The following is a 25,456-nucleotide window of genomic DNA, read 5'->3' as shown; positions in this document are numbered from 1 at the left end:
TCAGGGTGGAGGCCGGTCCGGGGCCGCGTCTGTTCCCGCAGCGACCGGATGGCCGCCGCAATCGAACCTCAGCTGCCGCGCGACAGGGCCGCGACGCCTGTCCGCGCCATCTCCAGAAGGCCGATGGGGCGCATCAGCTCGGCGAAGGCGTCGATCTTGCCCACATCGCCCGTGATCTCGAAGACGAAGCTGTCGAGCGTGCTGTCGACCACGTTGGCGCGGAAGATCTCGGCCAGCCTGAGCGCCTCGATCCGATGGTCGCCCGAGCCCTGCACCTTGAAGAGCGCCAGCTCGCGCTCGACGGGCTTGCCCTCGACGGTGAGGTCATGGACCTCGTGGACGGGCACGATGCGCCCGAGCTGCGCCTTGATCTGTTCGATGACCTGCGGCGTGCCGGTCGTGACGACCGTGATGCGCGAAGTATGACCCTCGTGATCGACCTCGGCGACGGTGAGGCTCTCGATATTGTAGCCGCGCCCAGAAAAAAGGCCGATCACCCGCGCCAGGACGCCCGCTTCGTTGTCCACGAGCACGGCCAGCGTGTGCCGTTCCTGCACGTCCGAGAAGTTCGGACGCAGGTTGTAGGCGGAATGGCTGGTCGAGCCCTTCTTGAGCTTGAGCGGTGACATGCGCGGTCTCCTTGGCGGCGGTCCCGACTGCTTGTGCAGGTTTTCGCCGGTGGTGTGAAGGGACCGTATTTTCCGCGGAACCGGATCCGGGGGGATGCGCATTATTGCCCCGACCGGGTGGTGATCCCGTCCGGATGTGTAAAGCAATACAAGGAGATACCTCCATGAAGACTCTCACCACGCTCGCGGCTTCGGTCCTCGCCCTGACGCTCGCCGTTCCGGCCTCGGCCCAGATGGTGCTGCGCGGCTACGACGCGGATCAGAACGGCATTCTGACGAATGACGAGCTGAACCTCGCCATGGCCGAAGTGAACACCTTCGCCACCTACGACACCGATGGCGACGGCTACCTGAGCGATGCCGAGTACACCGCCGCCTTCGGCGATGCCGAAGTGCACTGGGGCAAGCTGGGCTATGCCGAGCGCACGTTCCAGGACTGGGATCTGACCGCCGACGGCCTCGTGGCCGAGGACGAGTTCACCCAGAGCTTCCTCGTGATCTACGACATCGACGAATCCGGCGCGCTGGAAGGTGCGGAGCTGGATCAGATCGAAGCCGATTTCGGCATCGACGGCCCGTTCTCGGGCTGATCCCCGTCAACGGAATGACGACAGGGCGGCGCCTCGGGGTCGCCCTTTTTCGATGCCCCGCTGGGAACACGGCCCCCGGGGGTGCGGGTTGAACGGGCAGACCCGACCCATCGAACCGGAGACCTGCCATGACCCGCCCCATCCTGACCGCCGCCGTGCTGATCGTCGCCTTGGCCGCGCCAGCCGCCGCCCAATCCATCGCCGGAGACTGGGACGGCGATGGCGATACGTTCCTGAGCGACGCCGAATTCCTTGCCGGCTGGTCCGCCACCGACAGCTTCAGCCGCTATGACAGCAATGCCGACGGCGCCATCGACGAGGCCGAGTTCGGCGCCTTCGACCGCGACGACGCCTACTGGAACCGGCGCGGGGCCGCGATGGCCACGTTCCGCGACTACGACACCAATCTCGACGGGGTCGTGGACGATGCCGAATACGGGGCCGGCTGGTTCACCGACTACGACCGCGACCGTTCGGGCTTTCTCGACGATGCGGAACGCGCCGGGATCGACCTCGACCGCGCCGAGGGCGGGCTCTTCTGGGCTGAATAGGGCGGCGGATCATCGCGCGAACCGGGCTGCGCGCGGGCGGAAATCTGCAAGCAGACTCGGGCCAGGCCCAGACCGGCGAAACGTTGCAGGCCCAAGCGGCCGAAAGCGGCGGGGGAGGGCCGGGAGGACGGCCCGCGATCGCCACCCGTCGCCAGCGGCGACGATCCTCGGGCACTGTCACACCGACATTCGGGCCATGCCGCCCACACCGGAGAACGAGCCCAACCCATGATCCTTCGCCTGTCGACCTTGATTGCAGCCACCGCCACGACGGGTGCCGTCGCCATGGGGCATCTCGACTGGGACACCGATGGCAGCGGCGGCCTCAACCCCGACGAATTCGCCGCGGGCTTCGCACCGATGCAGACCCATGCCATCTTCGACCGCGACGGCTCGGGACGGCTGGACGAGGAAGAATGGCAGCCGCTGTCCGAGGTCGGCGAATACGTCAACATGGATCTCAACGGCGATGGTGGCGTCGATGCCTACGAATACCGCGCCCTTCTGTTCAACCGATACGACCGGGACGGATCGGGCGTGTTGGCAGGTCCCGAGATGGACATGATCGAGGGCGACCTCGCACCCGGCGGGATGCTGGATCCCTGACGCACGGGGGAACCCACGGGGCGGGTTGCGGCGTTTCATGTCCGACCTGACCTGCACGGGAGACCACGAGATGTTCCGCTTCGCCCTGATCGCCGCCTTCGCCGCGGCGCCCGCCTTCGCCCACGACCATTGGTCCGACCTTGACGGGGACGGCTTCCTCGAGGCCGATGAATACGACATCGGCGAAGTCACCTTCGCGGATGCCGACCAGGATGGCGATGGCCTCGTCAGCGCCGCCGAGTACGAGGCGATCGCGCTGATCATCGCCGCCGACAACAACGCCGCAGTGCTCGAAGACGCGGTGGTCGGGGCAAATCCGACCCTCGCGGCCAGCAATCCCGGCCCCAAGATTATCGCGGTGGACTGAGCCCATGATCCGCACCGCACTCGTCCTGACCGTCGCGCTGGCGACCCCCGCCCTCGCGCAGGACGCGCCCGCACCGCTCCGGGACAACGCCACCCTCGTCTGGGCCATGCTGCCCGCCCTGGAAGGGGTCGACCGTGACGATGACGGCCGCTTCACCCAGGCCGAGATCGGCGGCACCGTGATGCCGCTCGGGGTTGATGCGGATGGCGACGGGACGTTCGACCTGCCCGAGATCACCCAGGCGCTGTTTGCGATCTGGGATCGCGACGACAACGGCTATCTCGACACGGCCGAGCTGGACGCGATGACGGGCCTCGCCGCCGCAGGGGTCTATCCGCTTCCAGAGTGATCCGACGCTGACGAAGAACTGACGGGCCCCGCAAACGCGGGGCCTTCGCCGTTTGGGTCAGACGAGAACGGCACCGGTCGCGGTGATCTGGCCCTGCGTCTGCGCATTGGCCATCAGCATCTCGTTATGGGCCTTGCCCGACGGGATCATCGGGAAGCAGTTCTCGTGCTTTTCCACCAGGCAATCGAAGATCACCGGACCGTCATGGTTGATCATCTCCATGATCGCGTCATCCAGATCGGCGGGATCGCTGCACTGGATGCCCTTGGCCCCGAAGGCCTCGGCCAGCTTCACGAAATCGGGGAGGGCCTCGGACCAGGATTGGCTGTAGCGCTCGCCATGCAGCAGCTCCTGCCACTGGCGCACCATGCCCAGCCGCTCGTTGTTGAGGATGAACTGCTTCACGGGCAGGCGGTACTGCACCATCGTGCCCATCTCCTGCATATTCATCAGCCACGACGCCTCGCCCGCGACGTTGATGACGAGGCTTTCGGGATGCGCGACCTGCACGCCCATGGCGGCCGGCTGGCCGTAGCCCATCGTGCCCAGCCCGCCCGAAGTCATCCAGCGGTTCGGCTGCTCGAAGCCCATGTATTGCGCGGCCCACATCTGGTGCTGGCCAACCTCGGTGCAGATGTAGCGGTCGTGATCCTTGGTCAGCGCCTCGAGCCGCGCGACGGCATGCTGGGGCCGGATGATGGGGCCGTCCTGCGTGAAGGCGAGGCAGTCGACCGCGCGCCACTGCTCGATCTGCGACCACCACTTCTGGAGACCCTCGCGGTTCACCTTGCGGCCCCGCGCCTTCCAGACGCGCAGCACGTCCTCCAGCACGTGACCGACATCGCCGAGGACGGGGACGTCGGCCTTGATGACCTTGTTGATGCTGCTGGGGTCGATATCAACATGGACCTTCTGGGATTTGGGGCTGAACGCGTCGAGCCGCCCCGTGATCCGGTCGTCGAACCGCGCCCCGATGTTCAGCATCAGGTCGCAGCCATGCATCGCCATGTTCGCCTCGTAGAGGCCGTGCATCCCGAGCATCCCGAGCCACTTGTCGCCCGAGGCGGGGTAGGCGCCCAGCCCCATCAGCGTGGAGGTGATCGGGAACCCCGTCGCCTCGACCAGCTCGCACAGAAGCTGGCTCGCGGCAGGCCCCGAATTGATGACGCCGCCGCCGGTATAGAAGACGGGCCGCTCGGCCGTCTCGATCAGCTCGACCATCTGCTCGATCGCATCTGCGTCGCCTTTGAGGCGCGGCTGGTAATGCGAGGTCTTCACCTCCTTCGGGCCGGTATAGGCCGAGGATGCGAACTGGATGTCCTTCGGGATGTCGACCAGCACCGGGCCGGGCCGGCCCGAGGTCGCGACGTGGAACGCCTCGTGCAGGACCGGGGCCAGCTTCTCGGTCTCCTTCACCAGCCAGTTGTGCTTGGTGCAGGGCCGCGTGATGCCGACGGTATCAGCCTCCTGGAAGGCGTCCGAGCCGATCATGAAGGTCGGGACCTGACCTGTCAGAACCACGATCGGGATCGAATCCATCAGCGCGTCGGTCAGGCCCGTGACCGCGTTGGTCGCACCGGGGCCCGAGGTCACGAGTGCCACGCCGACCTTGCCGGTCGAGCGGGCATAGCCCTCGGCCGCGTGGACGGCGGCCTGTTCGTGGCGGACGAGGAAGTGGCGGATGTCGTTCTGCTGGAAGATCTCGTCATAGATCGGCAGGACGGCGCCTCCGGGATAGCCGAAGACGGTGTCCACGCCCTGATCGCGAAGCACCTTCACGAGCTGCTGGGCTCCGGTGAATTGCTTCGCATTCGTCTGCTTGGTCATCGTCGTCTTCCTCCGTCCACGAAAAACCCCCGGAGGGGCCAGCTCCGGGGGCACATGGTTACCGTTATGGTCCGTCGCGTCAGCGACCCATGCACCCTTGATCCACAATTACGAGAAGCGTGTTCATCGCCCGTCTCCGTTGATGGCGCTATCCATACCGATGCCGGGCGAGGGGTCAACAGGGCGCAGGAGAAAATTGCACCCGTCCGGCGCATTCTTTGCGTTTGTTGCGCAGGTCGTCATGCGAACGCCCGGCCCCACGAGGGGACCGGGCGCCGTCGGCCGCGTCGTCAGGAGGGGAGGAGGCCTGCTTCAACCGCGGCTTCGACTTCGGCGGCGCTCAGCACGCTGTCGCCATCGGAATCCATGCTCGCGAAGGTGTCCGCATCGCTGTCGGGATAGGCCGCGATGTACTCCTCGTAGGTGACGTTCCCGTCCGCGTCGGTATCCATGGCAACCTGCGCGAAGGCCGGGGCCGTCAGGGCCAGCACCGCGGCAGTCGTGGTCAGAATACGTGTCATATCTTCTCTCACTCTCTTGGGTTGAGGGCGGCTTGGGTCCGCCCGCTGCCGAGAGACCAGATCGCGGCGCCGGGTCCGAGAGGGGCGGTGGGTCGGGCGGATTTCGCGCGGCGGAATGCCCGTTTCACCTCTCTGCGTCCGCGACGATCCGCAGGGCGAAACGGACCCGTGTCCGATGGGCGGAAAGCGCCGATCCGGAGGGTGCCAAACCGGCCCGTCTCCGCCGGTCAGGCCCCTCGGTCGGTCGCGGCTGACGGGCAGCAAACCCTTACGGATCAGGGGGTTCGCGGGTCGTGTGTGCCCCCGGTTCCGATCCTCACCCGATCAGTCCCGGAAGCCAGAGCACGATGCCCGGAAACGCGATGAGAACTGCGACCGTCGCCACGTCGGCGACGAAGAACGGCGACGCGCCACGGAAGACGTCCTGCACCGAGATATCCATCTTGGCGTCCTGCGCGACGCCCGCGACCACGAAGCAGTTCAGACCGATGGGCGGTGTGATGAGACAGAGCTCCGCCATCTTGACCACGATGATGCCGAACCAGATCGCCGCCTCTTCGTTCGTCATCCCCAGCGCGCCCGGCGCGTCGCCGACGCCGCCGTTCAGCGCCATGACCGCCGGGAAGGTGATCGGCAGCGTCAGGATCAGCATCCCGATCGCGTCCATGAACATGCCGAGCACGACATAAGCCAGGAGGATCAGGAGCAGGATCTGGTACGGTCCCATATCGAGCCCGGTGATGAAGTCGGCGAAGGCCTCGGGCAGTTTGGCGAAGCCGAGGAAGCGGACGTAGATCAGCACGCCCCAGATCATCGCGAAGATCATCACCGTCAGCTTCGCGGCCTCCATCAGCGCACCCTGAAGCTGGCGCCAGCGCATCCCCTGCCAGAGCGCCATCGCGAGGACGACGCCCGCGCCCAGCGCGCCCGCCTCGGTCGGCGTCGCCCAGCCGAAATAGATCGAATAGACGATGATGAAGACCACCAGCAGGATCGGGAGCGCGCCCGGCAGGCTCGAGAACCGCTGCCCCCAGGTATAGCCGCCCACGGCCGGCCCGAGGCTGGGCCGGAGGCGCGCCAGCCCGATCACCAGCCCCGCGTAGATCAGCGCCGAGACCAGTCCCGGCAGGAACCCGGCGAGCAGCAGCTTTCCGACGCTCTGCTCGACGATGATCGCGTAGATCACGAGGATCGCCGAGGGCGGGATCAGCGAGGCCAGCGTGCCACCTGCCGCAACGACACCGGCTGCGAAAGCCTTGTCGTAGCCGTTCTTGAGCATCTCGGGGATGGCGATCCGCGCAAAGACCGCCGAGGTCGCGACCGACGCGCCCGACACGGCGGCGAAGCCCGCGGTCGCGAAGACCGTGGCCACCCCGAGGCCGCCCGGCGTCCAGCCGATCCAGCGCTTGGCCGCCTCGAAGAGGTATCCGGTCAGCCCGGCGTAATACGCAAGATATCCGATCAGGATGAAGGTCGGGATCAGCGACAGCGCATAGGTCGTCGACTTCGAATGCGGGATCTGGCCCGTCAGCTTGGCCGCCGTGATCAGGCCCCGGTCGAAGCCCTGCTTCTGCATGAAGAAGAGGCAGAGGCCGAAGAACCCGATGAAGGCCGCCGCGAAGGCGACCCGCACGCCAATCAGCACGAGGACGAGCAGAAGCCCCGACAGCCAGAGCGAGACCTCGAAGATCGAGACGCCCTCGAGCAGCGCCTTCATGTCGATGAATTCATCCATGGCGCGGGCCTCCGTCCGGGGCGTCGTCGGCGCCGACGGCACCCACGGTCGCGGCCTCCTTGGTGGCCTGGGTCGCGGGATCCTCGGGCAGGGGGACGGCCACGATGTCGTCGGCGCCGGTGCGCAGGCCGCGGCCGTAGGCCCAGAGCTGGATCGCCAGCCGCACCCAGAGCAGCGCCAGCGCCACCGGCACGGCCAGCTTGGCGGGCCAGAGCGGCAGCGAGATGTCGATCGAGCTGTCGGTCGACCAGTTGGGCGACTCGAAGCTGAAGGACCGCAGGAAGTGGAACCACGTCCCGTAGATCAGCGCCGTCGTCACGAGCAGCATGAAGATCACCGAGAGGAACTCGAAGAGCCACAGGATCCGGCCCCGCAAGCTGCCGACGAGCAGGTCCATGCGGATATGCCCACCCTCGCGCTGGACGTAGGCCAGCCCGAGGAATGCGAATACGGCCATGAATTGTTCGGTCCAGTCGATATAGCCGGGCACCGGCGCGTTCAGCAGCTTGCGCATCAGGACATTGGCGATGGCCAGCACCACGAGTGCGAAGATCACGATGCCCGAGCCGAGGTTGAGCGCGGCCTCGACGCGGAGGACGGCGCGGTCGATGCGGCTGAGAAGGGTGTCGTCGGTCAGGACGGAGGATGTGGTGGACATGGGGCCTCGCGGTGCATCGGCGCCGCGCGCCGGGGCGGCGCGGCCCGGTCGCGGGCCGCGCCTGATGCGGATATGTGCCGGGCCGGGGCGATGGCGCCCCGGCCGGGCGCCTTACTCGGGTGCGTTCGCCGCGACCGCCTCGACCGTCAGGTCATAGAGCTCCTGACCCGGCAGGCCGTTCGCCGTCGCCTCCTCGATCCACGCTTGGTGGATGGGGGCTGCGTTCTCGCGCAGCTTGGCGATCTCCTCGTCGGAGACGGAGACCTTCTCGACGCCCTTCTCGGCCAGCGTCGCCTCCCAGCCTTCGAGAAGTTCGGCGTAGTTGGTCAGGTAATGGGCGATCGATTCCTCGACCGCGGCGTCGAGGATATCGCGATGCTCGTCGGACAGGGCCTCGTAGGCGTCGATATTCACCACGACCGGGCAGTTCACGGTGCCGGGGTTGAGGTTCTCGGTCCACCAGTCGGCGATGTCGATCGTGCCGAACGAGAGGTGTGCGTGCTGGGCGAAGGCGACCGAGTCGACGACACCGGATTCCATCGCGTTATACGCCTCCGACGACGTCACCGAGGTCGGCACGGCGCCGACGCTCTCGAAGACGGACCCGATGCCACCCGTGGCCCGGACGCGCATGCCGTCGAAGCTTTCGACGGTGACGCGCGGCTCGCCGGTGCCGACGATGTTGTACTGCGGCATGGGCGAGGTCATCAGGAGGCGCGCGTTCCACTGCGCCATCTCCTCGGCGACGGCGGGGTGGGCATAGATCTCACGCGCGACCGCGACTTCCTGGTCGAGGTTCTGGACCCCGAGGAACGGCAGTTCCAGCACGGTGATCGCGCGGTTCTTGTCGCGGTGATAGCCCGCGCAGAACTGCGCCATCTCGAAGGCGCCGATCGAGATGCCGTCGAGGTTCTCGCGGTTGTTCGACAGGCCGCCATAGCTGACATTCATGGTGAACTCGCCGCCCGATTTCTCGGAGACCAGTTCGGCCATCTTCTCGATATGCTCGGTGAAGGCGCGGCGGGTGCCCCAGACGGAGACGTTCCACTCGGTCGCGGCGGCCTCGCCCACGAGGGTGAAGCCGAGAATGGCGGCACAGGTGCCGGTAAGATAGTTCATGCGATAACTCCCTGATGGGCGCGGCTCCCTCCGCACCTCTATGCGCCGAACGCTAGGGCAGGGGCGGCGAGGGAGCAAGCGGGCTTGCTCGATCCCGGCCTCCATGCGACGCCGGGGCATGACCGATCTGAAGACACGCCTCGCCTCGGGCGCCACGTTGCGCGGCCTCTGGCAGAACCTCCCCGGACCCGAGGCCGCCGAAATCGCCGCACATGCGGGCTTCGACTGGCTGGTGATCGACGGCGAGCACGGGCCTTGGGATCCGGGCGACATCCGCCGCCGCCTGATGGTCGCGCCCGATGCCGTCCTGCGCGTGCCCGCCAACGAACCGTGGCTCATCAAGCAGGCGCTGGACCTCGGGGCGCGGACGATCCTCGTGCCGATGGTGGACGATGCCGATGCCGCCCGCCGTGCGGTGGCGGCCTGCCGCTATCCGCCCGAGGGGATCCGGGGCAACGGCGCCTATGTCGCGCGCGCCGCGATGTACGGCTCGGACGCGGATTACGTCTCGCGGGCCAATGCGGAGGTCGGCGTCTGGGTCCAGGCCGAAAGCCGGGCCGCGCTGGCCGATCTCGACGCGATCTGCGGCGTCGATGGCGTCGACTGCGTCTTCCTCGGCCCCGCCGATCTGGCCGGTGACATGGGGACGACCGCGGCCGACCCGGACGTCCACGCGGCGATGGAGGACGCGATCGCCCGCATTCGGGGCCACGGGGTCGCCGCGGGCATCTTCGCCGCCGATCCCGAGCGTTGGGTCGCAGTTGGGGCCAATGTCGTCTCGATGGGATCGGACGGCACGGTTCTGATGGCGGCGCTGCGGGCACTCGCGTGATCCAGCTCGCCGCCCGCGGCATCCGCGCCGCGTGGGAGCCGTCATGCGGCCATCTCCCCCGGCTCGAGATCGGCGGCGCGCCGGTCCTCTGGGCCGCGCCGTGGCGCGACGATCCGGACGTTCAGTCCGACGCCGCCATCCCGCGCGTGGACCGTCGCCTCGGCGGCACCTTCGTCTGCGCGCCCTTCGGCCGGGACGATGTCGATCACGGCCCGCCCCACGGCGCCAGCGCCAACGCGCCCTGGCACCTGCACCGCGCCGCGCCCGCGTCCCTGACGGCGGGCCGGGCCCTCGCGCGCGGCCACATCACCGCGACGCTGGCGCTGCGCGACGAACACCCGGTGCTCTACCAGACCCATGTCCTCGAGCTCGACGCGCCCACGACCTTCGCGCATCACCCAATCGTGCCGCTGGCCGGGGGCGGGCGGCTCTCGGGCAACCCGCGCGCGAGCCTAACCTTCGCCGCCGAAGCCCCGGTCCTCGAACAGGGTGCGCGGGTCGAGGGCTGGCTCGACGGGCTGCGGGACTATCCGGCCGGCGCCAGCGAGGACTTCGCGACGCTGGTCCACGCGCCCGGTCTCGCCTGGACCGCCGTCGCGCGCGCCGCCGAAGACGACACGATCATCATGCTCAAGCGCGCCGAACAGTTGCCCGCGACGAACCTGTGGCTGTCGAACGGGGCGCGCTCGGGCATGTGGCGGGCCGCGCGCGGCCTTCTGGGGATCGAGGACGCCATCTGCGCCGGGGACGAGGGTTTCGCCGCCGCACTGGGCGAAAGCCGCGTCGGTGCCGAGGGCGTGGCCACAGCGCTCCCGCCCGGACGCCACGTCATCGTCCACGCCATCGCCCGCCTTCCCGGTCGCCACGAGATCGCGGGCGTCACGCTCGAACCCGACCGCGCGAGTTTCGACACCGGCGGCGCGCCCGTCACGATCCCCTTCGATGGAGGCCATTTCGCATGATCCTCGTGGATGCCGACAGCTGCCCCGTGAAGTCCGAGATCACCGAGATCGCGCTCCGCCACGACGTGACCGCCATATTCGTGGCCGCGACCTTCCTGCGCCTGACCGATCATCCAAGGATCAAGCTCTTCGTCGCGGGCGACGCGTTCGACGCCGCCGATGATGCCATCGCCGAGGTCGCGCGCCCCGGCACGGTGACGGTAACGCAGGACATCCTCCTGGCCGAACGGGTGCTGAAGGCCGGAGGGGCCGCGCTGGACCCGCGCGGACGGGAATACACCACCGCCAGCATCGGCGACACCGTGGCCACGCGCGACCTGATGGCCGAGCTGCGTCCCGGCATGGAGGGCATGACCGGCGGCGCGGCGGGCGGGCCGCGCCCCTATGCCAAGACGGATCGCGCGGCGTTCAAGTCGGCTTTGGAGAACATGCTGCGACGGGTGCTCTGACGGAGAGGGCCGGGGGTTTCACACCCCTGGACCCCCGTGAGGTATTTCTCGCCAGAGGATCTGGGCAACGTCACAGGGACGGTGGGTGGGGCGCGGTCCGGGTGGCAGGCGCGCCGGGGTCAGGCGTTGCCGCGGCGCACGAAGCGTCCGGCTTCCTCGGCGGCCATTTTCAGGGCGCGGGACTTGTTCACCGTCTCCTGCCATTCGGCCTCGGGGTCGCTGTCGTAGACGACGCCGCCGCCGGCCTGCACGTAGAGCTTGCTGTCCTTTACCACGCCGGTCCGCAGCGCGATGCACATGTCCATATCGCCATTGGCCGAGAAATATCCGACCCCGCCGCCATAGACGCCGCGCTTCTCGGGCTCGAGCTCGTCGATGATCTCCATCGCGCGCACCTTGGGGGCGCCCGAGACCGTCCCCGCCGGCAGACCCGCCAGCAGGGCGGAGAGGGCGTCATGCTCCTCCGACAGCTTGCCCACCACGTTCGACACGATGTGCATGACGTGGCTGTAGCGCTCGACGATGAACTTCTCGGTCGGGCGGACGGTGCCGATCCTGGCGACCCGCCCGACATCGTTGCGCCCGAGATCGAGCAGCATCAGATGCTCGGCCAGCTCCTTCTCGTCGGCCATCAGGTCCGCTTCCAGCGCGCGATCGGCGTCGGGGGTCGCTCCGCGCGGACGGGTGCCCGCGATGGGCCGGATCGTGACCTCGTCGCCGAAGACGCGGACGAGGATCTCGGGGCTCGCGCCGATGATCTGGAAGCCGCCCATGTCGAAATGGAACATGAAGGGCGACGGGTTCGTGCGCCGCAGCGCGCGATAGAGCGCGAAGGGCGGCAGCGGGAAGTCGTAGGTCCAGCGCTGGGACGGCACGACCTGGAAGATGTCGCCGGCCGCGATGTAGTCGCGGGCCGTCTCGACGGCGGCGAGGTATCCGTCCTTGGTGAAGTTGGAGACCGGCTCGGGCAGATCGAACGGCTCGGCCATGTCGCGGGTCTCGGCCACCGCGCGGCCCAGTGCGCCCAGAGCGTCCTGCAACCGCTCGGCGGCCTGCGCGTAGGCCGCGCGCGGCGTCGCGTCGGACGCCCAGACGGGGGCCACGAGGATGACCTCGCCCTTGACCCCGTCGAGCACCGCGACGACCGACGGCCGCATCAGCATCGCGTCGGGCAGGCCCAGCGGGTCGGGGTTCACGTGTGGCAGGTGCTCGACCAGCCGGATCATGTCGTAGCCGAGATAGCCGAAGAGCCCTGCGCAGGCGGCGGGCAGGCCCTCGGGCAGGTCGATCCGGCTTTCGTCGAGAAGCGCGCGGATCGCATCGAGGGGCGCGCCCGCATCGGTCCAGGCATCGGGGTCCCAACGGGCGGCACGGTTCACGCGGCTCGTCTCGCCCCGGCACTCCCAGATCAGGTCCGGCTTCATGCCGACGATCGAATAGCGCCCGCGCACCTCGCCGCCGGTAACGGATTCGAGCACGAAGGAGAAGGGCTGCGCCTCGGCCAGCTTCAGCATCAGCGAGACCGGCGTGTCGAGATCGGCGGGCAGGCGCGTCCAGAGCACTTGGTTCTCGCCCCGCGCGTGGATCGGCTCGAAGTCCTTGAAGTCGGGCTGGATCACGACGCGGTCCCCGGCGTCACTGGCCCAGAAGGCTCGATTGGACGGCCTGCACGGCCTGGGCGTCGACGCTGAAGCCCGCCTCGGCCTGCACGGCGCGGCCATACATCTCGAAGAGGTCGGAGGCGACCTCCTGGCGCTGCTGGCGGTCGACAACCTCGCGCAGGGCTGCGGGCTCGCCGGTGCTGAGGTCGGCGGCGTTCACCGCGTCGAGCCGGACCACATAGGCCTGCCGGTCGCTGCCCTCGACGGCGAAGACATCCCCGGCCTCTGCGGCAAAGAGACGGTCGAGCAGCGTCGGCGGCACACCTTCGAGCGGCGCATCGCGGGCGAGGTCGGTCAGGGTCTCGGGCGCGCCGGGCAGGGTCTCGGGTGCCTCGGCCGCGATGGCCTCGGCCCGCTCGAACAGGCGACGGCGCAGCGTATCGGCCTGCCACGCAGCCTCGACCTCGGCGCGAATCTCGTCCAGCGGCGGCGTGGCGGCGGCGGTGATCCCGTCGAGGCGCAGCGCGAAGAGGCCGCCATCCGACAGCGGTTCGAGATCGGGGAAGTCGCCCTCGGAGACGTCGGCGGCGGTCGCGCGGAAGGCATCGTAGCCCGCGATCCCCTCGCTCACGCCTTCGTCCCAGGACAGCGAGCCAAGTTGCAGATCCGTCTCGGCGACCAACTCCTCGAGCGTGGCGCCTCCGGCCAGAAGGTCGTCGATATCGTCGCGCGCGGCATCGATGCGGCGGCGGGCCGCGTCCTCGGCGAAGCCCGCCGCCAGGTCGTCGCGCACGTCGTCATAGGGCGTCTCGGTCGCGTCGAGCAGGGCGTTCACCCGGAAGAGCGCGGGGCCCAGATCGGTGGTCAGCGGCCCGACGACCCCCGGCTCGTCCAGCGCGAAGAGCGCGGCGGCAATCTCGGCATCGAGATCGGCCTCGGACAGCTCGCCCTGATCGACATCGTCGAGGCTCAGGCCCCGCTCTTCGACCAGCGTCTCGAAATCGGTCTCCCCGGCCTCGATCGCGGCGCGGGCGGCCTCGGCGGCGGCCGTGTCGGCGAAGGCCAGCCGTTCGGCGAGGACACGGGCGGGCTGGCTGAATTCGGCGATGCGTTCGTCATAAAGCGCGCGGATCGCGGCCTCGTCGACATCCACTTCGTCCACGAGGAGATCGGGTGTGATCCAGGCGTACGTGATCTCGCGGCGCTCGGGCGTTTCGAAGGCCGTGAGGTTGCCGTCATAGAAGACCTGCAATTCCTCGGCGCTCGGGGCCGAGGGCCCGGCGGGCAGGTCGGCCACGGTGACCGTCGCCAGCGTCGCGTCCCGCGTCTCGGCCAGCCATTCGGTCAGGCGGTCGGCCCGCGTCGCGGGTGCCGCGACCCCGCCGACGACGGCGGTCTGGAGCAGTTCGACGGCCGCCTCGTCGCGGACCTGCGCTTCGTATTGCCGCTCGTTCAGGCCCGCCGATTGCAGCGCGAAGGCATAGCCCTCGCGGTCGAACCCGCCGGCGATGCCCCCGAAGGCCGGGGTGGCGCGGATGCGGCGCGCCACTTCGGCGTCGTCGACCGAGACGCCCATGCGCGCGGCCTCGTAGGCCAGCGCCTCGCGGGCGAGAAGCTGCTCCATGATCTGCTGATCCAGCCCGAAGGCCTGCATCTGCGCGAGCGTGAGGGGCTGGCCGGTCTGCTGGCTGAGCCGGGCCTGTTCGGATTGCAGGGCGCGGGCGTATTCCTCGACGGTGACATCGCGGTCCCCGACCTCGGCCACCGACGAAAGCGAGCCGCCGAAGCTGCCGATTCCGAAGCCGCCGAGCGACAGCATCAGGAGGCCCAAGACGACCCAGACGACCGGGCTGGTCTTCTTCTTCGGACGGTCTTCGGCCATGTCGCGTCTCCCCGTGGCATGTCTGTCGCCGGGCTTCCTACGCGGGCCATGGGGGCGGGGCAAGCGGGGCCGGGCGCAGGCCCCGCGCGCGCGTCAATCCAGCCTGCGCAGCCGGTCGAACATCTCCGACAGTCCGGCGCGGTCGGCATTGGCGAAGGCGATCCGCAGCGTCGCCTCGGCGCGGCCCGATCCGCCCGCGTCGCGGCGCGGGCCGAACATCGTGCCAGACAGGGTCAGAAGGGCCGCGCGCTCGACCAGCATCCGGCAGACCACGTCGGACGGGTCGTCGAACGGATGCGCGGCATAGCCGAAATAGGCGCCGCAGCCCATCAACTCCCAGCCGGGCAGGTCGGCGAACCCCTCGGTCATCGCCGCGCGCCGGTCGAGGATCTCGGCGCGCTCGCCCGCGAGCCAGTCGCCCAGGTTCTCCATCCCCCAGAGCGCGGCGCGCTGGCCGATGCCGTTGGGACAGATCGTCACCGTGTCGAGCCACTTCTCGACCTGCGCCAGCCGGGCCTCGGAGGCGATGATGGTGCCGACCCGGTGCCCGGTCAGGCGATAGGCCTTCGAGAAAGAATAGAGCTGGATCAGGACATCGTCCCAGTCGGGATCGGCGAACAGGTCGTGGGGCGCGCCGTCGCGGGCGTCGAAATCGCGATAGGTCTCGTCCACGATCAGCGCGAGGTCGCGGGCGCGGGCGAGATCGCGGAAGGCGGCGAGCGTGGCGGCGGGGTATTCGACGCCGCCGGGATTGTTGGGCGAGACGAGCACGATGGCGCGGGTGCGCGGTCCGATCAGCGCCGCGGCGGCCCCGGCATCGGGGATGAGGTCGGGGCCGGTCTCGAGAAGGGTCGCGCCGATCCCCTCCATGTCGAGCCACATCTTGTGGTTGAAGTAGAAGGGGGTGGGCAGGATCACGTCATCGCCCCGCGCGGCCAGCGTCGCGATGGCGGCCGCGAAGGCCTGGTTGCAGCCCGAGGTGATGGCGACCTGCGCGGCCTTCACCGTGCCGCCATATCCCGCCGACCAGTCCGATGCGACGCGGGCCCGCAGGCCGGGCAGCCCGAGGACCGGGCCGTAAAGATGCGCGTCCGGGTCGTCCGTCACGATCCGCGCCATCGCCGCCAGCATCTCGGGCGGGGGCGGGTCGGCGGGGGCGGCCTGGCTGAGGTTGAGAAGCGGGCGCTCGGGCGAGAAGGTCGCGCCCTCGATCCAGCGGCGCGCCTCCATCACGGGGGGCGGGTCGGTGGCGAGGAGCGCGGGATTGTAGGGACTGGTCATGGCCAGAGGGGTAGGGCGCGTCGCGGGCCGGGGCAAGCGCGTCGGCCGAAACGCGACGCGCCCGGCACGGGGCCGGGCGCGGATCGCATCAGGTCGCGGATCTCAGAACGGGATCTCGTCGTCCATGTCCGCGGGGCCGCCCTGGTTGCCGCCGCCCCCCGACGGGCCGCCGCCGCCCCCGTAGGAGCCGCCGCGATCGTCGCCGCCATAGCCGCCGCCGCCACCTCCACCGCCGTCATTGCGCCCGTCGAGCATGGTCAGCTCGGAGCGGTAGGGCCGCAGCACGACCTCGGTGGAATAGCGGTCCTGGCCGGACTGGTCCTGCCATTTGCGCGTCTCCAGCTGGCCCTCGATATATACCTTTGAGCCCTTCTTGAGATACTGCTCGGCCACGCGCACCAAAGGCTCCGAGAAGATCGCGACGGAGTGCCACTCGGTCCGCTCCTTGCGCTCGCCGGAATTCTTGTCGCGCCAGCTCTCGGAGGTGGCGATCCGCAGGTTACAGACCTTGCCCCCGTTCGCGAAGCTGCGCACCTCGGGGTCGCGGCCGAGATTGCCGATGATGATCACCTTGTTCACGCTGCCGGCCATGTCGCCCCCACTAATCGTCGAATCCGTCGCGGCACCTGAACACCGCGAAGGTTTCGTAGTGGTTAACCGCGCGGAGCGAAAGGGTTCCAAACGCGCGGGGCTTGCGTTAACTTCCCGGCGGCGGAGGCCCGCGTCAGACTGGGCCGCGTCGTGTTTTGGGACGGATGGGAACGATTGCATGGGCAAGTTGCGCTGGGCCGCCTCGCTGACGGGCGCCACGTTGATCCTGGCCACCATGGCCGAGGCTCAGACCTATTCGTCGCGGTCCCGGACCGATCTCTTCAGCTCGCAGACGGCGCTGATGGACCGGCGGCTGTCGTCGCAATACGCCCATTCCAAGCGCCTGATTCCGACCTCGCCCGCCGCCGTGGCCGTCCCCGGCCGCGAGGATATTCCACGCTATAACGGCTCGCAGCGTTCGGCCTATATCGGCGATGCCCGCGCGGCCGCCCGCCGCCACGGCGTGCCCGAGGACCTGTTCCTGCGCCTCGTGCGCCAGGAAAGCGGGTGGAACCCGAACGCGCGCTCGGTCAAGGGCGCGATGGGGCTGGCGCAGCTGATGCCGGGCACCGCCCGCGTCCTCGGCGTGAACCCCAACGATCCCAAGCAGAACCTCGAAGGCGGCGCGCGCTACCTGGCGATGCAGTACCGCAAGTTCGGGACGTGGCGTCTGGCGCTCGCGGCCTACAATGCGGGCCCCGGCGCGGTCGAGAAGCATGGCGGCATCCCGCCCTACCGCGAGACGCGCAACTATGTCCGCGTCATCATGGGGCGCGGCTAGCCCCGCACGAACCCCGTGCCCTGAAGCACGCCGTGCTCCATCGCGTAGCGGGTCAGCCCGGCGGTCGAACTGATCCCCAGCTTGCGCTTGATGTTCTTGCGATGCGTCTCGACCGTTCGGATCGAGATATCGAGGTCGTGGGCCACCGCTTTGTTCGACTTGCCCTGCGCCAGTTGCAGAAGGATGGTTTGTTCGCGCGAGGTCAGGGGCTCGGACCCGTCGGCCGCGGGCTCCAGCGCGCTCTCGGCACCGGGGCAGAGATAGCGCTCGCCGGCCAGCACCGTGTCGATGGCACGGCGGATCTCGTCGGTCGACTGGTCCTTGAGACAATAGCCGGCCGCCCCGTGGCGCAGCGCGGTCGCGACGTATTCGGGCGCATCGTGCATCGACAGGATCAGGACCGCGATGCCGGGATGCCGCTCGCGCAGGATCTCGGTCGCCGACAGGCCGTCCATGCGCGGCATGTTGAGATCGAGCAGGATGACGTCGGGGGCCAGCGCGCCGACCCGGTCCACCGCCTCGCGCCCGTCATGGAGCGTGCCGACGACCTCGAGGTCGTCATAGGTCTCGAGCAGCGCACGCATGCCCTCGGCCACCATCGGGTGGTCGTCGACGATCAGGACGCGGACGGGTTCGGTCATGGGGCGCTTGGGTAAGGTCCGGGTGACCCGCTGTCCAGCGTTTGCGTCATTCGGCGGCCGCGGCGACCTCGGTCCCGTCGCCCGGGGCCAGAAGATGGGTCAGGGGCACCGTCGCCTCGATCACGGTGCCGCCGCCGGGCGCGGGCTCGATGCTCAGGTGCCCGTCGAGCTGTTCGACCCGTTCGGCCATGTTGCGCAGCCCGAGGCCGGGCCCGCTGCCTCGCCGGGACGGCCCGCGACCGTCATCCGTGATCCGCAGCGTCGCTCCCTTGCGGTGCCCGAAGATCTGGACGTCGACGCGGCTGGCATCGGCATGGCGCTCCACGTTGGTCAGCGCCTCCTGCGCGATGCGGAAGAGGGCGGTCTTCGCCTCGATGTCGAGCCGGTTGCGGAAGACCACGGTGCGGAAGGTGACGGGGATGCCGGTGCGCGTCTCGAAGGTCTCGCAGAGCGTGCGGAGTGCCGGCCCGAGGCCCAGGTCGTCGAGGACGCCGGGCCGCAGGTCGTGGCTGATGCGGCGCACTTCGCCCAGCGCCTCCTGCAGGCCGCCGATGGCGCCGTCGACCGCGCCTTCGGCCTTGGGGTCGCCCTTGGCCGTCAGGCGCCGCGCCAGCTCCAGCTTGTAGCGGATGCCGACCAGAAGCTGGCTGATCCCGTCATGCAGCTCGCGTGCGACGCGGCGGCGCTCCTCCTCCTGGGTGTCGAGGACGCGCTGGGTCAGCGCCTTGAGCTTGGCATCGGCCAGCCGACGTTCGCGCACGGTGATCGTCAGACCGCTGGCGAAGACCACCATGAGCGCGGCCAGCGTGATGCCCCCGATCCAGAGGAACTGCTCGCGCACCCGGTCCTGCAGCTCGGCGCGGGCGACGGCGGCCTGCGCCAGGATGTCGTCGAGGAACACGCCCGTCCCGATGGCCCATTGCCAGTCCTGCAACCCGATCACGTAGGTCAGGATCGTCGCCTCCTGCCCGGTCGACGGCCGCCGCCATTCGTAGCTGTGATAGCCCGAGCCCTGCCGCGCGAGGTCGATCAGCCGGTCGGTCACGGGCACGCCGTCGGCATCCTCGGCCCCCGACCAGTCGCGCCCGATGAGCCAGGTCTGGCGCGGGGCCACGAGGTTCCGGCCGTCGTAGTCGTAGACGAAGAAGAACCCGTCCTGTCCGTAGACCATCGCCGAGAGGATCTGCGTCACCCGCAGCTTCGCCGCGTCATCGTCGGGTGCCGCGTTGCCGTAGATCGTGATAAAAGAGGTCCGCGCCAGTTGCAGGTAGTTGCGAAGCTCGCGCCGCTTGGCGTCGATCATCGCCGTCTCGAGTGCCGCGATCTCGCGGGTGGCGGTCCGCTCGGCCTGGATCGCGACCAGCACCGCGATCGCCGAGACCGCGACCATCAGCGGCAGAGCGGCGAGGACCAGCAGGCGCTGGCCATAGGAGAGGCGGGGCAGTCGCATGGCGCCCATTTCAACGGCATATCGGTGCGAAGTGCCAGCCGGGTGACCATACGTCATTCTTTCGGATGCGCGCGGGCGGCGTGGCGCTGGAATGTGCCGGGCCCCGCGCGACCTGTCGAAGGGTCGCGGTCCGTCCCGGGCCGGTGACCAACCCGCAATTGAACAGTTCGACAGGAGAGTTGTGATGGATCGCCGATCGTTTCTGAAGGCCTCGACCCTGGGCGCGGGGGCCACGGCGCTGGCCGCCCCGGCCTATGCGCAGGGCAACCGAACGCTGACGCTGGTGACGACATGGGGGCGCGGCAACGCGGGCGTCCACGACGTCGCCCAGCGCTGCGCCGACCGCATCACGGCAATGTCCGACGGCACGCTGAGCATCGACCTCAAGGCCGCGGGCGAGCTGGTCGGCGCGTTCGAGGTATTCGACGCGGTGACGGCGGGGCAGGCCGACATGTATCACGGCGCGGATTACTATTTCGTCGGCCAGCATCCGGGCTACGCCTACTTTTCCTCGACGCCCTTCGGGATGACCGCGCAGGAACAGGCGAACTGGTACTACCATGCGGGCGGGGCCGAGCTGCATGACGAGCTGGGACAGATCTTCGGGCTGAAATCCTTCCTCGCAGGCAATTCCGGCGTCCAGGCCGGCGGCTGGTTCGCCCGCGAGATCGAGACGCCCGAGGACTTCCAGGGCCTCAAGTTCCGCATGCCCGGTCTCGGGGGGCAGGCGCTGGGCAAGATGGGCGCGTCGGTCCAGAACCTGCCGGGGCCGGAAGTCTATCAGGCGCTGTCTTCGGGCGCGATCGAGGGGACCGAGTGGATCGGGCCCTGGGCGGACGAGAAGATGGGCTTTCAGGAGATCACCAAGATCTACTACACCGCCGGCTTCCACGAGCCGGGGACGGGCAACTCGCTGGCCGTCAACCGCGAGGTCTTCGAAAGCCTGAGCCCCGCGCAGCAGACGATCATCGAGACCGCCGCGGGCGATGCCCATGCGTGGAACCTCGCCCAGTTCCTGACCGAGAACGGCAAGGCCCTGACCCGGCTCCAGGGCGAGGGCGTGGAGCTGCGCACCTTCCCCGACCCGGTCTGGGACGCGATGGGCGCGGCGGCGGCCGAGGTGACGGCCGACAACATGTCCGACGACCTCTTCGCGCGCATCCACGAATCCGCGATGGAGAGCATGGTCGCATCCTCGGCGTGGCTGTCGCGATCCGAGGGGGTCTACCGCGCGCAACGCGACCGCGTGATCGGCTGACCGCCGGGACCGGACGGGGCCCCGGACGCGGCGGCGTTCGGGGCGTCTTCTACGGGTTATCCGGTATTTGACTCCGCCCCCCCAATCCCTAGGGTCGCCGCACGCCCCGCTCACGAGGGCCGTTATCCGTGCCGGGAGGGCCCGGACGACACCAACATTCCAAGGGAGGGAATTATGGACCGCCGTTCATTCCTCAAGAATTCCACCATCGGTGCCGGTGCCGCCGCCGGTGCCGCCGCACTCGCCGCGCCCGCCTACGCCCAGGGCAACCGCACGCTGACCATGGTCACAACCTGGGGCCGTGGCCTCGCCGGTGTGCATGACAGCGCCCAGCGCGTCGCCGACAGCATCACCGCAATGTCCGACGGTACGCTGACCGTCGATCTCAAGGCCGCGGGCGAGCTTGTGGGCGCGTTCGAGGTGTTCGACGCCGTGACCTCCGGTCAGGCCGACATGTATCACGGCGCCGACTACTACTTCGTGGGTCAGCATCCCGGCTACGCCTTCTTCACCGCGGTGCCCTTCGGCATGACCGCGCAGGAGCTGGCCAACTGGTACTACCACATGGGCGGCATGGAGCTGCATGACGAGCTGGGCCAGATCTTCGGTCTGAAGTCCTTCCTCGGCGGCAACACCGGCGCGCAGGCCGGTGGCTGGTTCCGCAACGAGATCACCGGTCCCGAGGACTTCCAGGGCCTCAAGTTCCGCATGCCCGGCCTCGGTGGCCAGGCGCTGGGCAAGATGGGCGCCTCGGTCCAGAACCTGCCCGGCTCGGAAGTGTACCAGGCGCTGGCCTCGGGCGCGATCGACGGCACCGAGTGGATCGGTCCCTGGGCCGACGAGAAGGCCGGCTTCCAGGAGATCACCAAGACCTACTACACCGCCGGCTTCCACGAGCCGGGTGCGGGTCTGTCGGTCGCGACCAACCGCGACGTCTACGAGAGCCTGAGCCCCGCGCATCAGAAGATCATCGAGATCGCGGCCGCCGAGTGCCACCAGTGGAACCTCGCGCAGTTCCTGTCCGAGAACGGCTCGGCGCTCGAGCGTCTGCAGTCGGGCGGCGTCACCATGCGCACCTTCCCCGACAGCGTTTGGGACGCGATGGGCACCGCCTCGCAGGCCGTTCTCGACGAGAACATGGGCGACGACCTCTTCAAGCGCATCAACGACAGCGTGTTCGATTCGATGCGCAAGTCGTCGGAGTGGATCAACGCGTCCGAGGGCACCTACCGCCAGCAGCGCGACCGCTTCCTCGGCTGAGCCGGGACCGGCCCGTCCCCCACAGGGGGGGCGGGCCTTTCGATGACTGGCGCGATCCCGCGGGGCGGGGCCGGGCCGACCTAACGGACGAGGCGTGGGACCGCTTCGTCGCGACATTCGGGGGGACGCCATGCTCGACGCGATCAGCTGGTTCATCACGAACCTCTTCATGGCTGTCTACAATCTCGGCTACGCGCTGACGCATCCGTCGAGCTGGCTGAATTTCAGCGACAGCGAAGCGGTCATGCGCTTCGTCTATTACGGCGCATCGGTCGAACTGTTCTTCGTCCTCCTCGTCATTCTCCTCGCGGTGACGGTTGCCATCGGCCTGTCGCGCGACTTCGGCTGGGCCGTCGTGCGCGGCTCGGAATTCGTGCTGAACTGGATCGGGCGCATCGCCGCCTGGGCGGGCCTCCTGATGGTCCTGCAGCAGATCATGATCGTCTTCCTGCAACGCATCTTCCGCGTCTCCGAAATCTCCATCGGCCCGTTTGGCAGCGCGTTCACCCGAGACCTGTCGTGGTATTCCGAGGAGCTGAAGCTCTACAACGCGATGATCGTCTGCCTCTGCGTCGCCTGGACCTTCATCCAGGGCGGCCATGTGCGCGTCGACCTCGTCTATTCCGCCGTCGGCCACCGCACCAAGCGCATCATCGACATGTTCGGCGCGGTGGTTTTCATGATGCCCGCGCTTCTGCTGATGTGGCTCTATTCGTGGTTCTTCTTCTGGCGCAGCATGATCACGCCCGCGACCTCGGCCTCGGACCCGCTGGACCGGATGCTGATGAAGGCCCGCGCGATGCGCTGGAACGTCGAGACGATCGGTTTCTCACCCAACGGGTTCGACGCCTACTTCCTGTTCAAGGTACTGATCCTGCTCTTCGTGGCGACCGCCTTCGCGCAGGCTTGCGTGTTCTTCTGGCGCTCCTGGCTGGAGCTTCGGGGCGGCGAGATCGACGCGGGCCGCTATCTCGACCGCGACATCCTCGGCGACGAGGACGCACAGAAGGCGGCCGAGATCCATTGATGCGGATCGCCGCCATATCCATCCGGGTCCGCCCGGAGTGACGACCAATTCCGGTCCACGCGCCATCAGAATGCGCGGGACCGATACGAGGGGAACGCTATGATTTTCGGTTTGGACGGCGTCGAGGTCGGCTTGATCATCGTGTTCCTCTGCCTCTTCGGCGGGATCATGTCGGGCTTCCCGGTGGCCTTCGCCATCGCGGGTGCCGGTACGATCAGCTTCGCGATCATCGCCGCGCTGGATAGCGCCGGCATCCTGATCCACCAAGCCATCGACACGGGCAGCGCGGAATACGCGGCGCTGATCGCCGAAGGCGTGGCGCGCGACACGATATCCATATTCCGATATCCCGAATTGCCACGCGCCGAGGAAGCCCTCTTCCCGCAAGGCTGGGAGACGGCGCTCGACCGCAATATCGGCTTCATCGTCAACCGCATGAACGAGCGTGTCATCGCGGGCGCGTCGATCGAGACGCTGCTCGCCGTCCTGATGTTCGTGATGATGGGCATCACGCTCGAGCGCTCGAAGATCGCCAACGACCTTCTGACGACGATGGCGCGCGTGTTCGGCCCGCTGCCGGGCGGCCTCGCCGTATCGATCGTCATCGTGGGCGCGTTCCTCGCCGCCTCGACCGGGATCGTCGGCGCGACGGTCGTGACGATGGGCCTGCTGGCCCTGCCGACGATGCTGCGCAACAACTACTCGCCCGAACTCGCGACCGGTGTGATCGCCGCGTCTGGCACGCTGGGCCAGATCATCCCGCCGTCGATCGTGATCGTCCTTCTGGGCACGCTGGCGGGCGATATCTACTCGACCGCGCAGGAGGCCCGTGCCTCCTCGGTCGGCTGTTCGGATGCGCTGACCTATCTGGGTGAACCGGCGGTGGTTTCGGTCGGCACGCTCTTCCAGGCGGCGCTCCTGCCGGGCATCTTCCTCGCCTTCCTCTACGGCGCCTACGCCTTCGGCTACGCGCTCCTGAACCCGTCGAAGGCGCCCGCGGTGCAACTCGACGGCGGCGCGGGCTCGGTCATCACGCGCAACGACGCACTGACCTGGTTCCTCGCCGCACCGGTCCTTCTGATCTTCGGCGCGATCGCGCTGGGGCAGGCGGGCCTGATCGGCACGCAGAACGCCACCGTCTCCAGCTATTCCGAGGCCGGGGCCACCGCATCGCTGCGCACCAATGTCTCGCCGCAATGCGCCGAGGCCATGATCGAGCTGCACGGGCAGGGCGCGTGGAACATGGCGCTGGCCGAGCAGGCCGTCATCGACGAAGGCGGCGGCGTGCAGCTGGCACGTCAGCTCTCGGAGGAGGAGCTGGTCGAGGCGCGCGCCGCCGCGATCACCAACGCGGCCCCCATCGGGACCGGCATCGCCGTTCTCTTCATCGGCCTCGCCCTCGTGCTGACGACCGCGCGCGGGGTGAACCCGCTGGCCGACTCGCGCCCGCTTCTGATCGGGGCGGCGGGGATCGTGCTGGCCTTTGTGATCGACGTGCTCGTGATCCGACCGAACACATCTGCCGGGGCGACGTTCGCGCTGATGGCGATCCCGCTGGCCATCACGCTCTGGGGCGTCATGCCCGCATTGAAACGTCTCTCCCAGAACGAGCTTCTGCGCGTCGTATTCCCGCCCCTGATCCTGATCGTGGCCGTGCTCGGCTCGATCCTGGGCGGCATCACCAACCCGACGCCCGCCGCGGCGCTGGGCGCGGGCGGCGCGATCATGCTCGCCGCCTACCGCAAGCTGCAGGAAGAAGGCGGCCGCTCGTCGATCATCCTGCTCGCGACGCTGATGCTCGTCGTGATGATGCTCTTCGGGATCAACTTCGACCTCCGCCTCGGGCTCGAGACGACGACCACCGGCGACGTGATCGCGACGGTCATCGCCCAGATCGCCTATCACGCGGCGTTCCTCGGGCTGCTCTATGCTTGCTGGGTCTTGCTCCGGACGGGGGTCCTCGGACCCGTGGTGCGCGAGACGGCCAAGGTCACCTCGATGGTCTTCACCATCCTGATCGGCTCGCAGCTCCTGAACCTCGTGCTCATCTCCTTCGGGGGCGAGCACTACATCCAGGATTTCCTCCGCAGCTTCGACAACGAGTTCAAGGTCTTCCTAATCGTCATGCTCGTGCTCTTCATCCTGGGCTTCGTGCTCGACTTCCTCGAGATCATCTACATCGTCATCCCGATCGTCGGCCCGGTCATCTATGGCGGCACGTTCGATCCGAAATGGGTGACGATCATGATCGCGGTGAACCTCCAGACCTCGTTCCTGACGCCCCCATTCGGCTTCGCGCTCTTCTACCTGCGCGGCGTGGCCCCGAAGGCCGTAACGACCGGACATATCTACCGCGGCGTCATTCCCTTCGTCCTGATCCAGGTGGTCGGGCTGGCGATCCTGTGGATGTTCCCCGCCATCGTGACCATCGTGCCGAACCTTCTGCCGTCGAATTGACGCATTGCCTCGGCCATGGGCATCGTCCATGT

25 protein-coding genes are annotated in these 25,456 nt (G+C 68.4%); 13 read left to right on the top strand and 12 right to left on the bottom strand.

Annotated features, from left to right (window positions below):
* Positions 1-68: 68 nt before the first annotated feature.
* Positions 69-629, bottom strand: a complete 561-nt coding sequence (ilvN, locus tag Q0833_RS10060; protein ID WP_298433499.1) for an acetolactate synthase small subunit — start codon at positions 627-629, stop codon at positions 69-71.
* Between the two features lie 164 nt (positions 630-793).
* Between ilvN and Q0833_RS10055 the strand changes: the two genes are divergently transcribed.
* The 5 genes from Q0833_RS10055 (at position 794) to Q0833_RS10035 (ending at position 3,092) form a co-directional block, all read left to right on the top strand.
* Positions 794-1,219 carry a hypothetical protein gene (locus Q0833_RS10055; protein WP_298433496.1) on the top strand — a complete coding sequence of 142 codons (426 nt, stop codon included), beginning with the start codon at positions 794-796 and terminating at the stop codon, positions 1,217-1,219.
* A 128-nt stretch (positions 1,220-1,347) separates the two neighbouring features.
* Entirely contained in the window at positions 1,348-1,770 is a 423-nt protein-coding gene (locus Q0833_RS10050) for a hypothetical protein (RefSeq protein ID WP_298433493.1), read from the top strand.
* A gap of 228 nt (positions 1,771-1,998) precedes the next feature.
* Complete coding sequence (locus tag Q0833_RS10045; protein WP_298433490.1) at positions 1,999-2,376, top strand: hypothetical protein; 378 nt, start codon at positions 1,999-2,001, stop codon at positions 2,374-2,376.
* Between the two features lie 37 nt (positions 2,377-2,413).
* The gene (locus Q0833_RS10040) at positions 2,414-2,743 is read left to right on the top strand and encodes a hypothetical protein (protein ID WP_298433487.1); all 330 of its coding nucleotides are present in this window, start codon (positions 2,414-2,416) and stop codon (positions 2,741-2,743) included.
* A 4-nt stretch (positions 2,744-2,747) separates the two neighbouring features.
* Positions 2,748-3,092 (top strand): hypothetical protein, encoded by a 345-nt coding sequence (locus Q0833_RS10035; protein ID WP_298433483.1) that lies wholly within the window; start codon positions 2,748-2,750, stop codon positions 3,090-3,092.
* 57 nt (positions 3,093-3,149) lie between these two features.
* Here the strand turns inward: Q0833_RS10035 and Q0833_RS10030 are convergent, their stop codons facing one another.
* The 5 genes from Q0833_RS10030 to Q0833_RS10010 all read right to left on the bottom strand — a co-directional run bounded on the left by Q0833_RS10030 (position 3,150) and on the right by Q0833_RS10010 (position 8,952).
* On the bottom strand, positions 3,150-4,919 hold the full coding sequence (locus Q0833_RS10030; RefSeq protein WP_298433480.1) for an acetolactate synthase 3 large subunit: 1,770 nt from the start codon (positions 4,917-4,919) through the stop codon (positions 3,150-3,152).
* A gap of 290 nt (positions 4,920-5,209) precedes the next feature.
* Entirely contained in the window at positions 5,210-5,440 is a 231-nt protein-coding gene (locus Q0833_RS10025; RefSeq protein ID WP_298433477.1) for an EF-hand domain-containing protein, read from the bottom strand.
* A 316-nt stretch (positions 5,441-5,756) separates the two neighbouring features.
* The gene (locus tag Q0833_RS10020) at positions 5,757-7,175 is read right to left on the bottom strand and encodes a TRAP transporter large permease (protein WP_298433474.1); all 1,419 of its coding nucleotides are present in this window, start codon (positions 7,173-7,175) and stop codon (positions 5,757-5,759) included.
* A complete protein-coding gene (locus tag Q0833_RS10015; RefSeq protein WP_298433471.1) occupies positions 7,168-7,833 on the bottom strand; it encodes a TRAP transporter small permease subunit in 666 nt (221 codons plus the stop codon). Before Q0833_RS10015 ends, Q0833_RS10020 begins: the two co-directional genes overlap by 8 nt.
* 111 nt (positions 7,834-7,944) lie before the next feature.
* Complete coding sequence (locus Q0833_RS10010; RefSeq protein ID WP_298433468.1) at positions 7,945-8,952, bottom strand: C4-dicarboxylate TRAP transporter substrate-binding protein; 1,008 nt, start codon at positions 8,950-8,952, stop codon at positions 7,945-7,947.
* 118 nt (positions 8,953-9,070) lie between these two features.
* On the opposite strand from Q0833_RS10010, the gene Q0833_RS10005 reads away from it, so the two are divergent.
* Genes Q0833_RS10005 through Q0833_RS09995 form a run of 3 tightly spaced genes read left to right on the top strand, consistent with a single transcriptional unit; the run spans position 9,071 to position 11,195 of the window.
* Positions 9,071-9,784 carry an aldolase/citrate lyase family protein gene (locus tag Q0833_RS10005; protein ID WP_298433465.1) on the top strand — a complete coding sequence of 238 codons (714 nt, stop codon included), beginning with the start codon at positions 9,071-9,073 and terminating at the stop codon, positions 9,782-9,784.
* Complete coding sequence (locus Q0833_RS10000) at positions 9,781-10,746, top strand: hypothetical protein (protein WP_298433462.1); 966 nt, start codon at positions 9,781-9,783, stop codon at positions 10,744-10,746. Before Q0833_RS10005 ends, Q0833_RS10000 begins: the two co-directional genes overlap by 4 nt.
* On the top strand, positions 10,743-11,195 hold the full coding sequence (locus Q0833_RS09995; RefSeq protein ID WP_298433459.1) for a DUF188 domain-containing protein: 453 nt from the start codon (positions 10,743-10,745) through the stop codon (positions 11,193-11,195). Before Q0833_RS10000 ends, Q0833_RS09995 begins: the two co-directional genes overlap by 4 nt.
* A gap of 119 nt (positions 11,196-11,314) precedes the next feature.
* Here the strand turns inward: Q0833_RS09995 and trpE are convergent, their stop codons facing one another.
* The 4 genes from trpE to ssb all read right to left on the bottom strand — a co-directional run bounded on the left by trpE (position 11,315) and on the right by ssb (position 16,550).
* Positions 11,315-12,814: an anthranilate synthase component I gene (gene trpE, locus Q0833_RS09990; RefSeq protein WP_298433456.1), complete on the bottom strand. Its 1,500-nt coding sequence runs from the start codon at positions 12,812-12,814 to the stop codon at positions 11,315-11,317.
* Between the two features lie 16 nt (positions 12,815-12,830).
* The gene (locus Q0833_RS09985) at positions 12,831-14,678 is read right to left on the bottom strand and encodes a peptidylprolyl isomerase (RefSeq protein ID WP_298433453.1); all 1,848 of its coding nucleotides are present in this window, start codon (positions 14,676-14,678) and stop codon (positions 12,831-12,833) included.
* A gap of 93 nt (positions 14,679-14,771) precedes the next feature.
* Complete coding sequence (locus Q0833_RS09980; protein ID WP_298433450.1) at positions 14,772-15,959, bottom strand: aminotransferase; 1,188 nt, start codon at positions 15,957-15,959, stop codon at positions 14,772-14,774.
* 102 nt (positions 15,960-16,061) lie between these two features.
* Entirely contained in the window at positions 16,062-16,550 is a 489-nt protein-coding gene (gene ssb, locus Q0833_RS09975; RefSeq protein WP_298433446.1) for a single-stranded DNA-binding protein, read from the bottom strand.
* A 178-nt stretch (positions 16,551-16,728) separates the two neighbouring features.
* Between ssb and Q0833_RS09970 the strand changes: the two genes are divergently transcribed.
* Entirely contained in the window at positions 16,729-17,331 is a 603-nt protein-coding gene (locus Q0833_RS09970) for a lytic transglycosylase domain-containing protein (protein WP_298433443.1), read from the top strand.
* Here Q0833_RS09970 and Q0833_RS09965 read toward each other — a convergent pair.
* Complete coding sequence (locus tag Q0833_RS09965; protein ID WP_298433440.1) at positions 17,328-17,972, bottom strand: response regulator transcription factor; 645 nt, start codon at positions 17,970-17,972, stop codon at positions 17,328-17,330. The two genes, Q0833_RS09970 and Q0833_RS09965, sit on opposite strands and share 4 nt — an antisense overlap.
* A 46-nt stretch (positions 17,973-18,018) precedes the next feature.
* A complete protein-coding gene (locus Q0833_RS09960; protein ID WP_298433437.1) occupies positions 18,019-19,422 on the bottom strand; it encodes a cache domain-containing protein in 1,404 nt (467 codons plus the stop codon).
* 184 nt (positions 19,423-19,606) lie between these two features.
* On the opposite strand from Q0833_RS09960, the gene Q0833_RS09955 reads away from it, so the two are divergent.
* The 4 genes from Q0833_RS09955 (at position 19,607) to Q0833_RS09940 (ending at position 25,424) form a co-directional block, all read left to right on the top strand.
* Positions 19,607-20,680 carry a TRAP transporter substrate-binding protein gene (locus Q0833_RS09955; protein WP_298433434.1) on the top strand — a complete coding sequence of 358 codons (1,074 nt, stop codon included), beginning with the start codon at positions 19,607-19,609 and terminating at the stop codon, positions 20,678-20,680.
* A gap of 174 nt (positions 20,681-20,854) precedes the next feature.
* The gene (locus Q0833_RS09950) at positions 20,855-21,940 is read left to right on the top strand and encodes a TRAP transporter substrate-binding protein (RefSeq protein ID WP_298433431.1); all 1,086 of its coding nucleotides are present in this window, start codon (positions 20,855-20,857) and stop codon (positions 21,938-21,940) included.
* A gap of 130 nt (positions 21,941-22,070) precedes the next feature.
* Complete coding sequence (locus Q0833_RS09945; RefSeq protein WP_298433428.1) at positions 22,071-22,967, top strand: TRAP transporter small permease subunit; 897 nt, start codon at positions 22,071-22,073, stop codon at positions 22,965-22,967.
* A 99-nt stretch (positions 22,968-23,066) separates the two neighbouring features.
* Complete coding sequence (locus tag Q0833_RS09940; protein WP_298433425.1) at positions 23,067-25,424, top strand: TRAP transporter large permease subunit; 2,358 nt, start codon at positions 23,067-23,069, stop codon at positions 25,422-25,424.
* Positions 25,425-25,456: the final 32 nt, after the last annotated feature.

Origin of the sequence: uncultured Jannaschia sp. (assembly GCF_947503795.1) — a bacterium.
Taxonomy (GTDB): domain Bacteria; phylum Pseudomonadota; class Alphaproteobacteria; order Rhodobacterales; family Rhodobacteraceae; genus Jannaschia.
Note: the sequence above shows the minus strand (reverse complement) of the source record. Positions and strands in the feature narration are given on the sequence as shown.

Excerpts from the sequence above, each read along its gene's own strand:
- ilvN (WP_298433499.1), bottom strand. The coding sequence starts at position 629 with ATGTCACCGCTCAAGCTCAAGAAGGGCTCGACCAGCCATTCCGCCTAC.
- Q0833_RS10055 (WP_298433496.1), top strand. The coding sequence starts at position 794 with ATGAAGACTCTCACCACGCTCGCGGCTTCGGTCCTCGCCCTGACGCTC.
- Q0833_RS10050 (WP_298433493.1), top strand. The coding sequence starts at position 1,348 with ATGACCCGCCCCATCCTGACCGCCGCCGTGCTGATCGTCGCCTTGGCC.
- Q0833_RS10045 (WP_298433490.1), top strand. The coding sequence starts at position 1,999 with ATGATCCTTCGCCTGTCGACCTTGATTGCAGCCACCGCCACGACGGGT.
- Q0833_RS10040 (WP_298433487.1), top strand. The coding sequence starts at position 2,414 with ATGTCCGACCTGACCTGCACGGGAGACCACGAGATGTTCCGCTTCGCC.
- Q0833_RS10035 (WP_298433483.1), top strand. The coding sequence starts at position 2,748 with ATGATCCGCACCGCACTCGTCCTGACCGTCGCGCTGGCGACCCCCGCC.
- Q0833_RS10030 (WP_298433480.1), bottom strand. The coding sequence starts at position 4,919 with ATGACCAAGCAGACGAATGCGAAGCAATTCACCGGAGCCCAGCAGCTC.
- Q0833_RS10025 (WP_298433477.1), bottom strand. The coding sequence starts at position 5,440 with ATGACACGTATTCTGACCACGACTGCCGCGGTGCTGGCCCTGACGGCC.
- Q0833_RS10020 (WP_298433474.1), bottom strand. The coding sequence starts at position 7,175 with ATGGATGAATTCATCGACATGAAGGCGCTGCTCGAGGGCGTCTCGATC.
- Q0833_RS10015 (WP_298433471.1), bottom strand. The coding sequence starts at position 7,833 with ATGTCCACCACATCCTCCGTCCTGACCGACGACACCCTTCTCAGCCGC.
- Q0833_RS10010 (WP_298433468.1), bottom strand. The coding sequence starts at position 8,952 with ATGAACTATCTTACCGGCACCTGTGCCGCCATTCTCGGCTTCACCCTC.
- Q0833_RS10005 (WP_298433465.1), top strand. The coding sequence starts at position 9,071 with ATGACCGATCTGAAGACACGCCTCGCCTCGGGCGCCACGTTGCGCGGC.
- Q0833_RS09995 (WP_298433459.1), top strand. The coding sequence starts at position 10,743 with ATGATCCTCGTGGATGCCGACAGCTGCCCCGTGAAGTCCGAGATCACC.
- Q0833_RS09985 (WP_298433453.1), bottom strand. The coding sequence starts at position 14,678 with ATGGCCGAAGACCGTCCGAAGAAGAAGACCAGCCCGGTCGTCTGGGTC.
- Q0833_RS09980 (WP_298433450.1), bottom strand. The coding sequence starts at position 15,959 with ATGACCAGTCCCTACAATCCCGCGCTCCTCGCCACCGACCCGCCCCCC.
- ssb (WP_298433446.1), bottom strand. The coding sequence starts at position 16,550 with ATGGCCGGCAGCGTGAACAAGGTGATCATCATCGGCAATCTCGGCCGC.
- Q0833_RS09970 (WP_298433443.1), top strand. The coding sequence starts at position 16,729 with ATGGGCAAGTTGCGCTGGGCCGCCTCGCTGACGGGCGCCACGTTGATC.
- Q0833_RS09965 (WP_298433440.1), bottom strand. The coding sequence starts at position 17,972 with ATGACCGAACCCGTCCGCGTCCTGATCGTCGACGACCACCCGATGGTG.
- Q0833_RS09960 (WP_298433437.1), bottom strand. The coding sequence starts at position 19,422 with ATGCGACTGCCCCGCCTCTCCTATGGCCAGCGCCTGCTGGTCCTCGCC.
- Q0833_RS09955 (WP_298433434.1), top strand. The coding sequence starts at position 19,607 with ATGGATCGCCGATCGTTTCTGAAGGCCTCGACCCTGGGCGCGGGGGCC.
- Q0833_RS09950 (WP_298433431.1), top strand. The coding sequence starts at position 20,855 with ATGGACCGCCGTTCATTCCTCAAGAATTCCACCATCGGTGCCGGTGCC.
- Q0833_RS09945 (WP_298433428.1), top strand. The coding sequence starts at position 22,071 with ATGCTCGACGCGATCAGCTGGTTCATCACGAACCTCTTCATGGCTGTC.
- Q0833_RS09940 (WP_298433425.1), top strand. The coding sequence starts at position 23,067 with ATGATTTTCGGTTTGGACGGCGTCGAGGTCGGCTTGATCATCGTGTTC.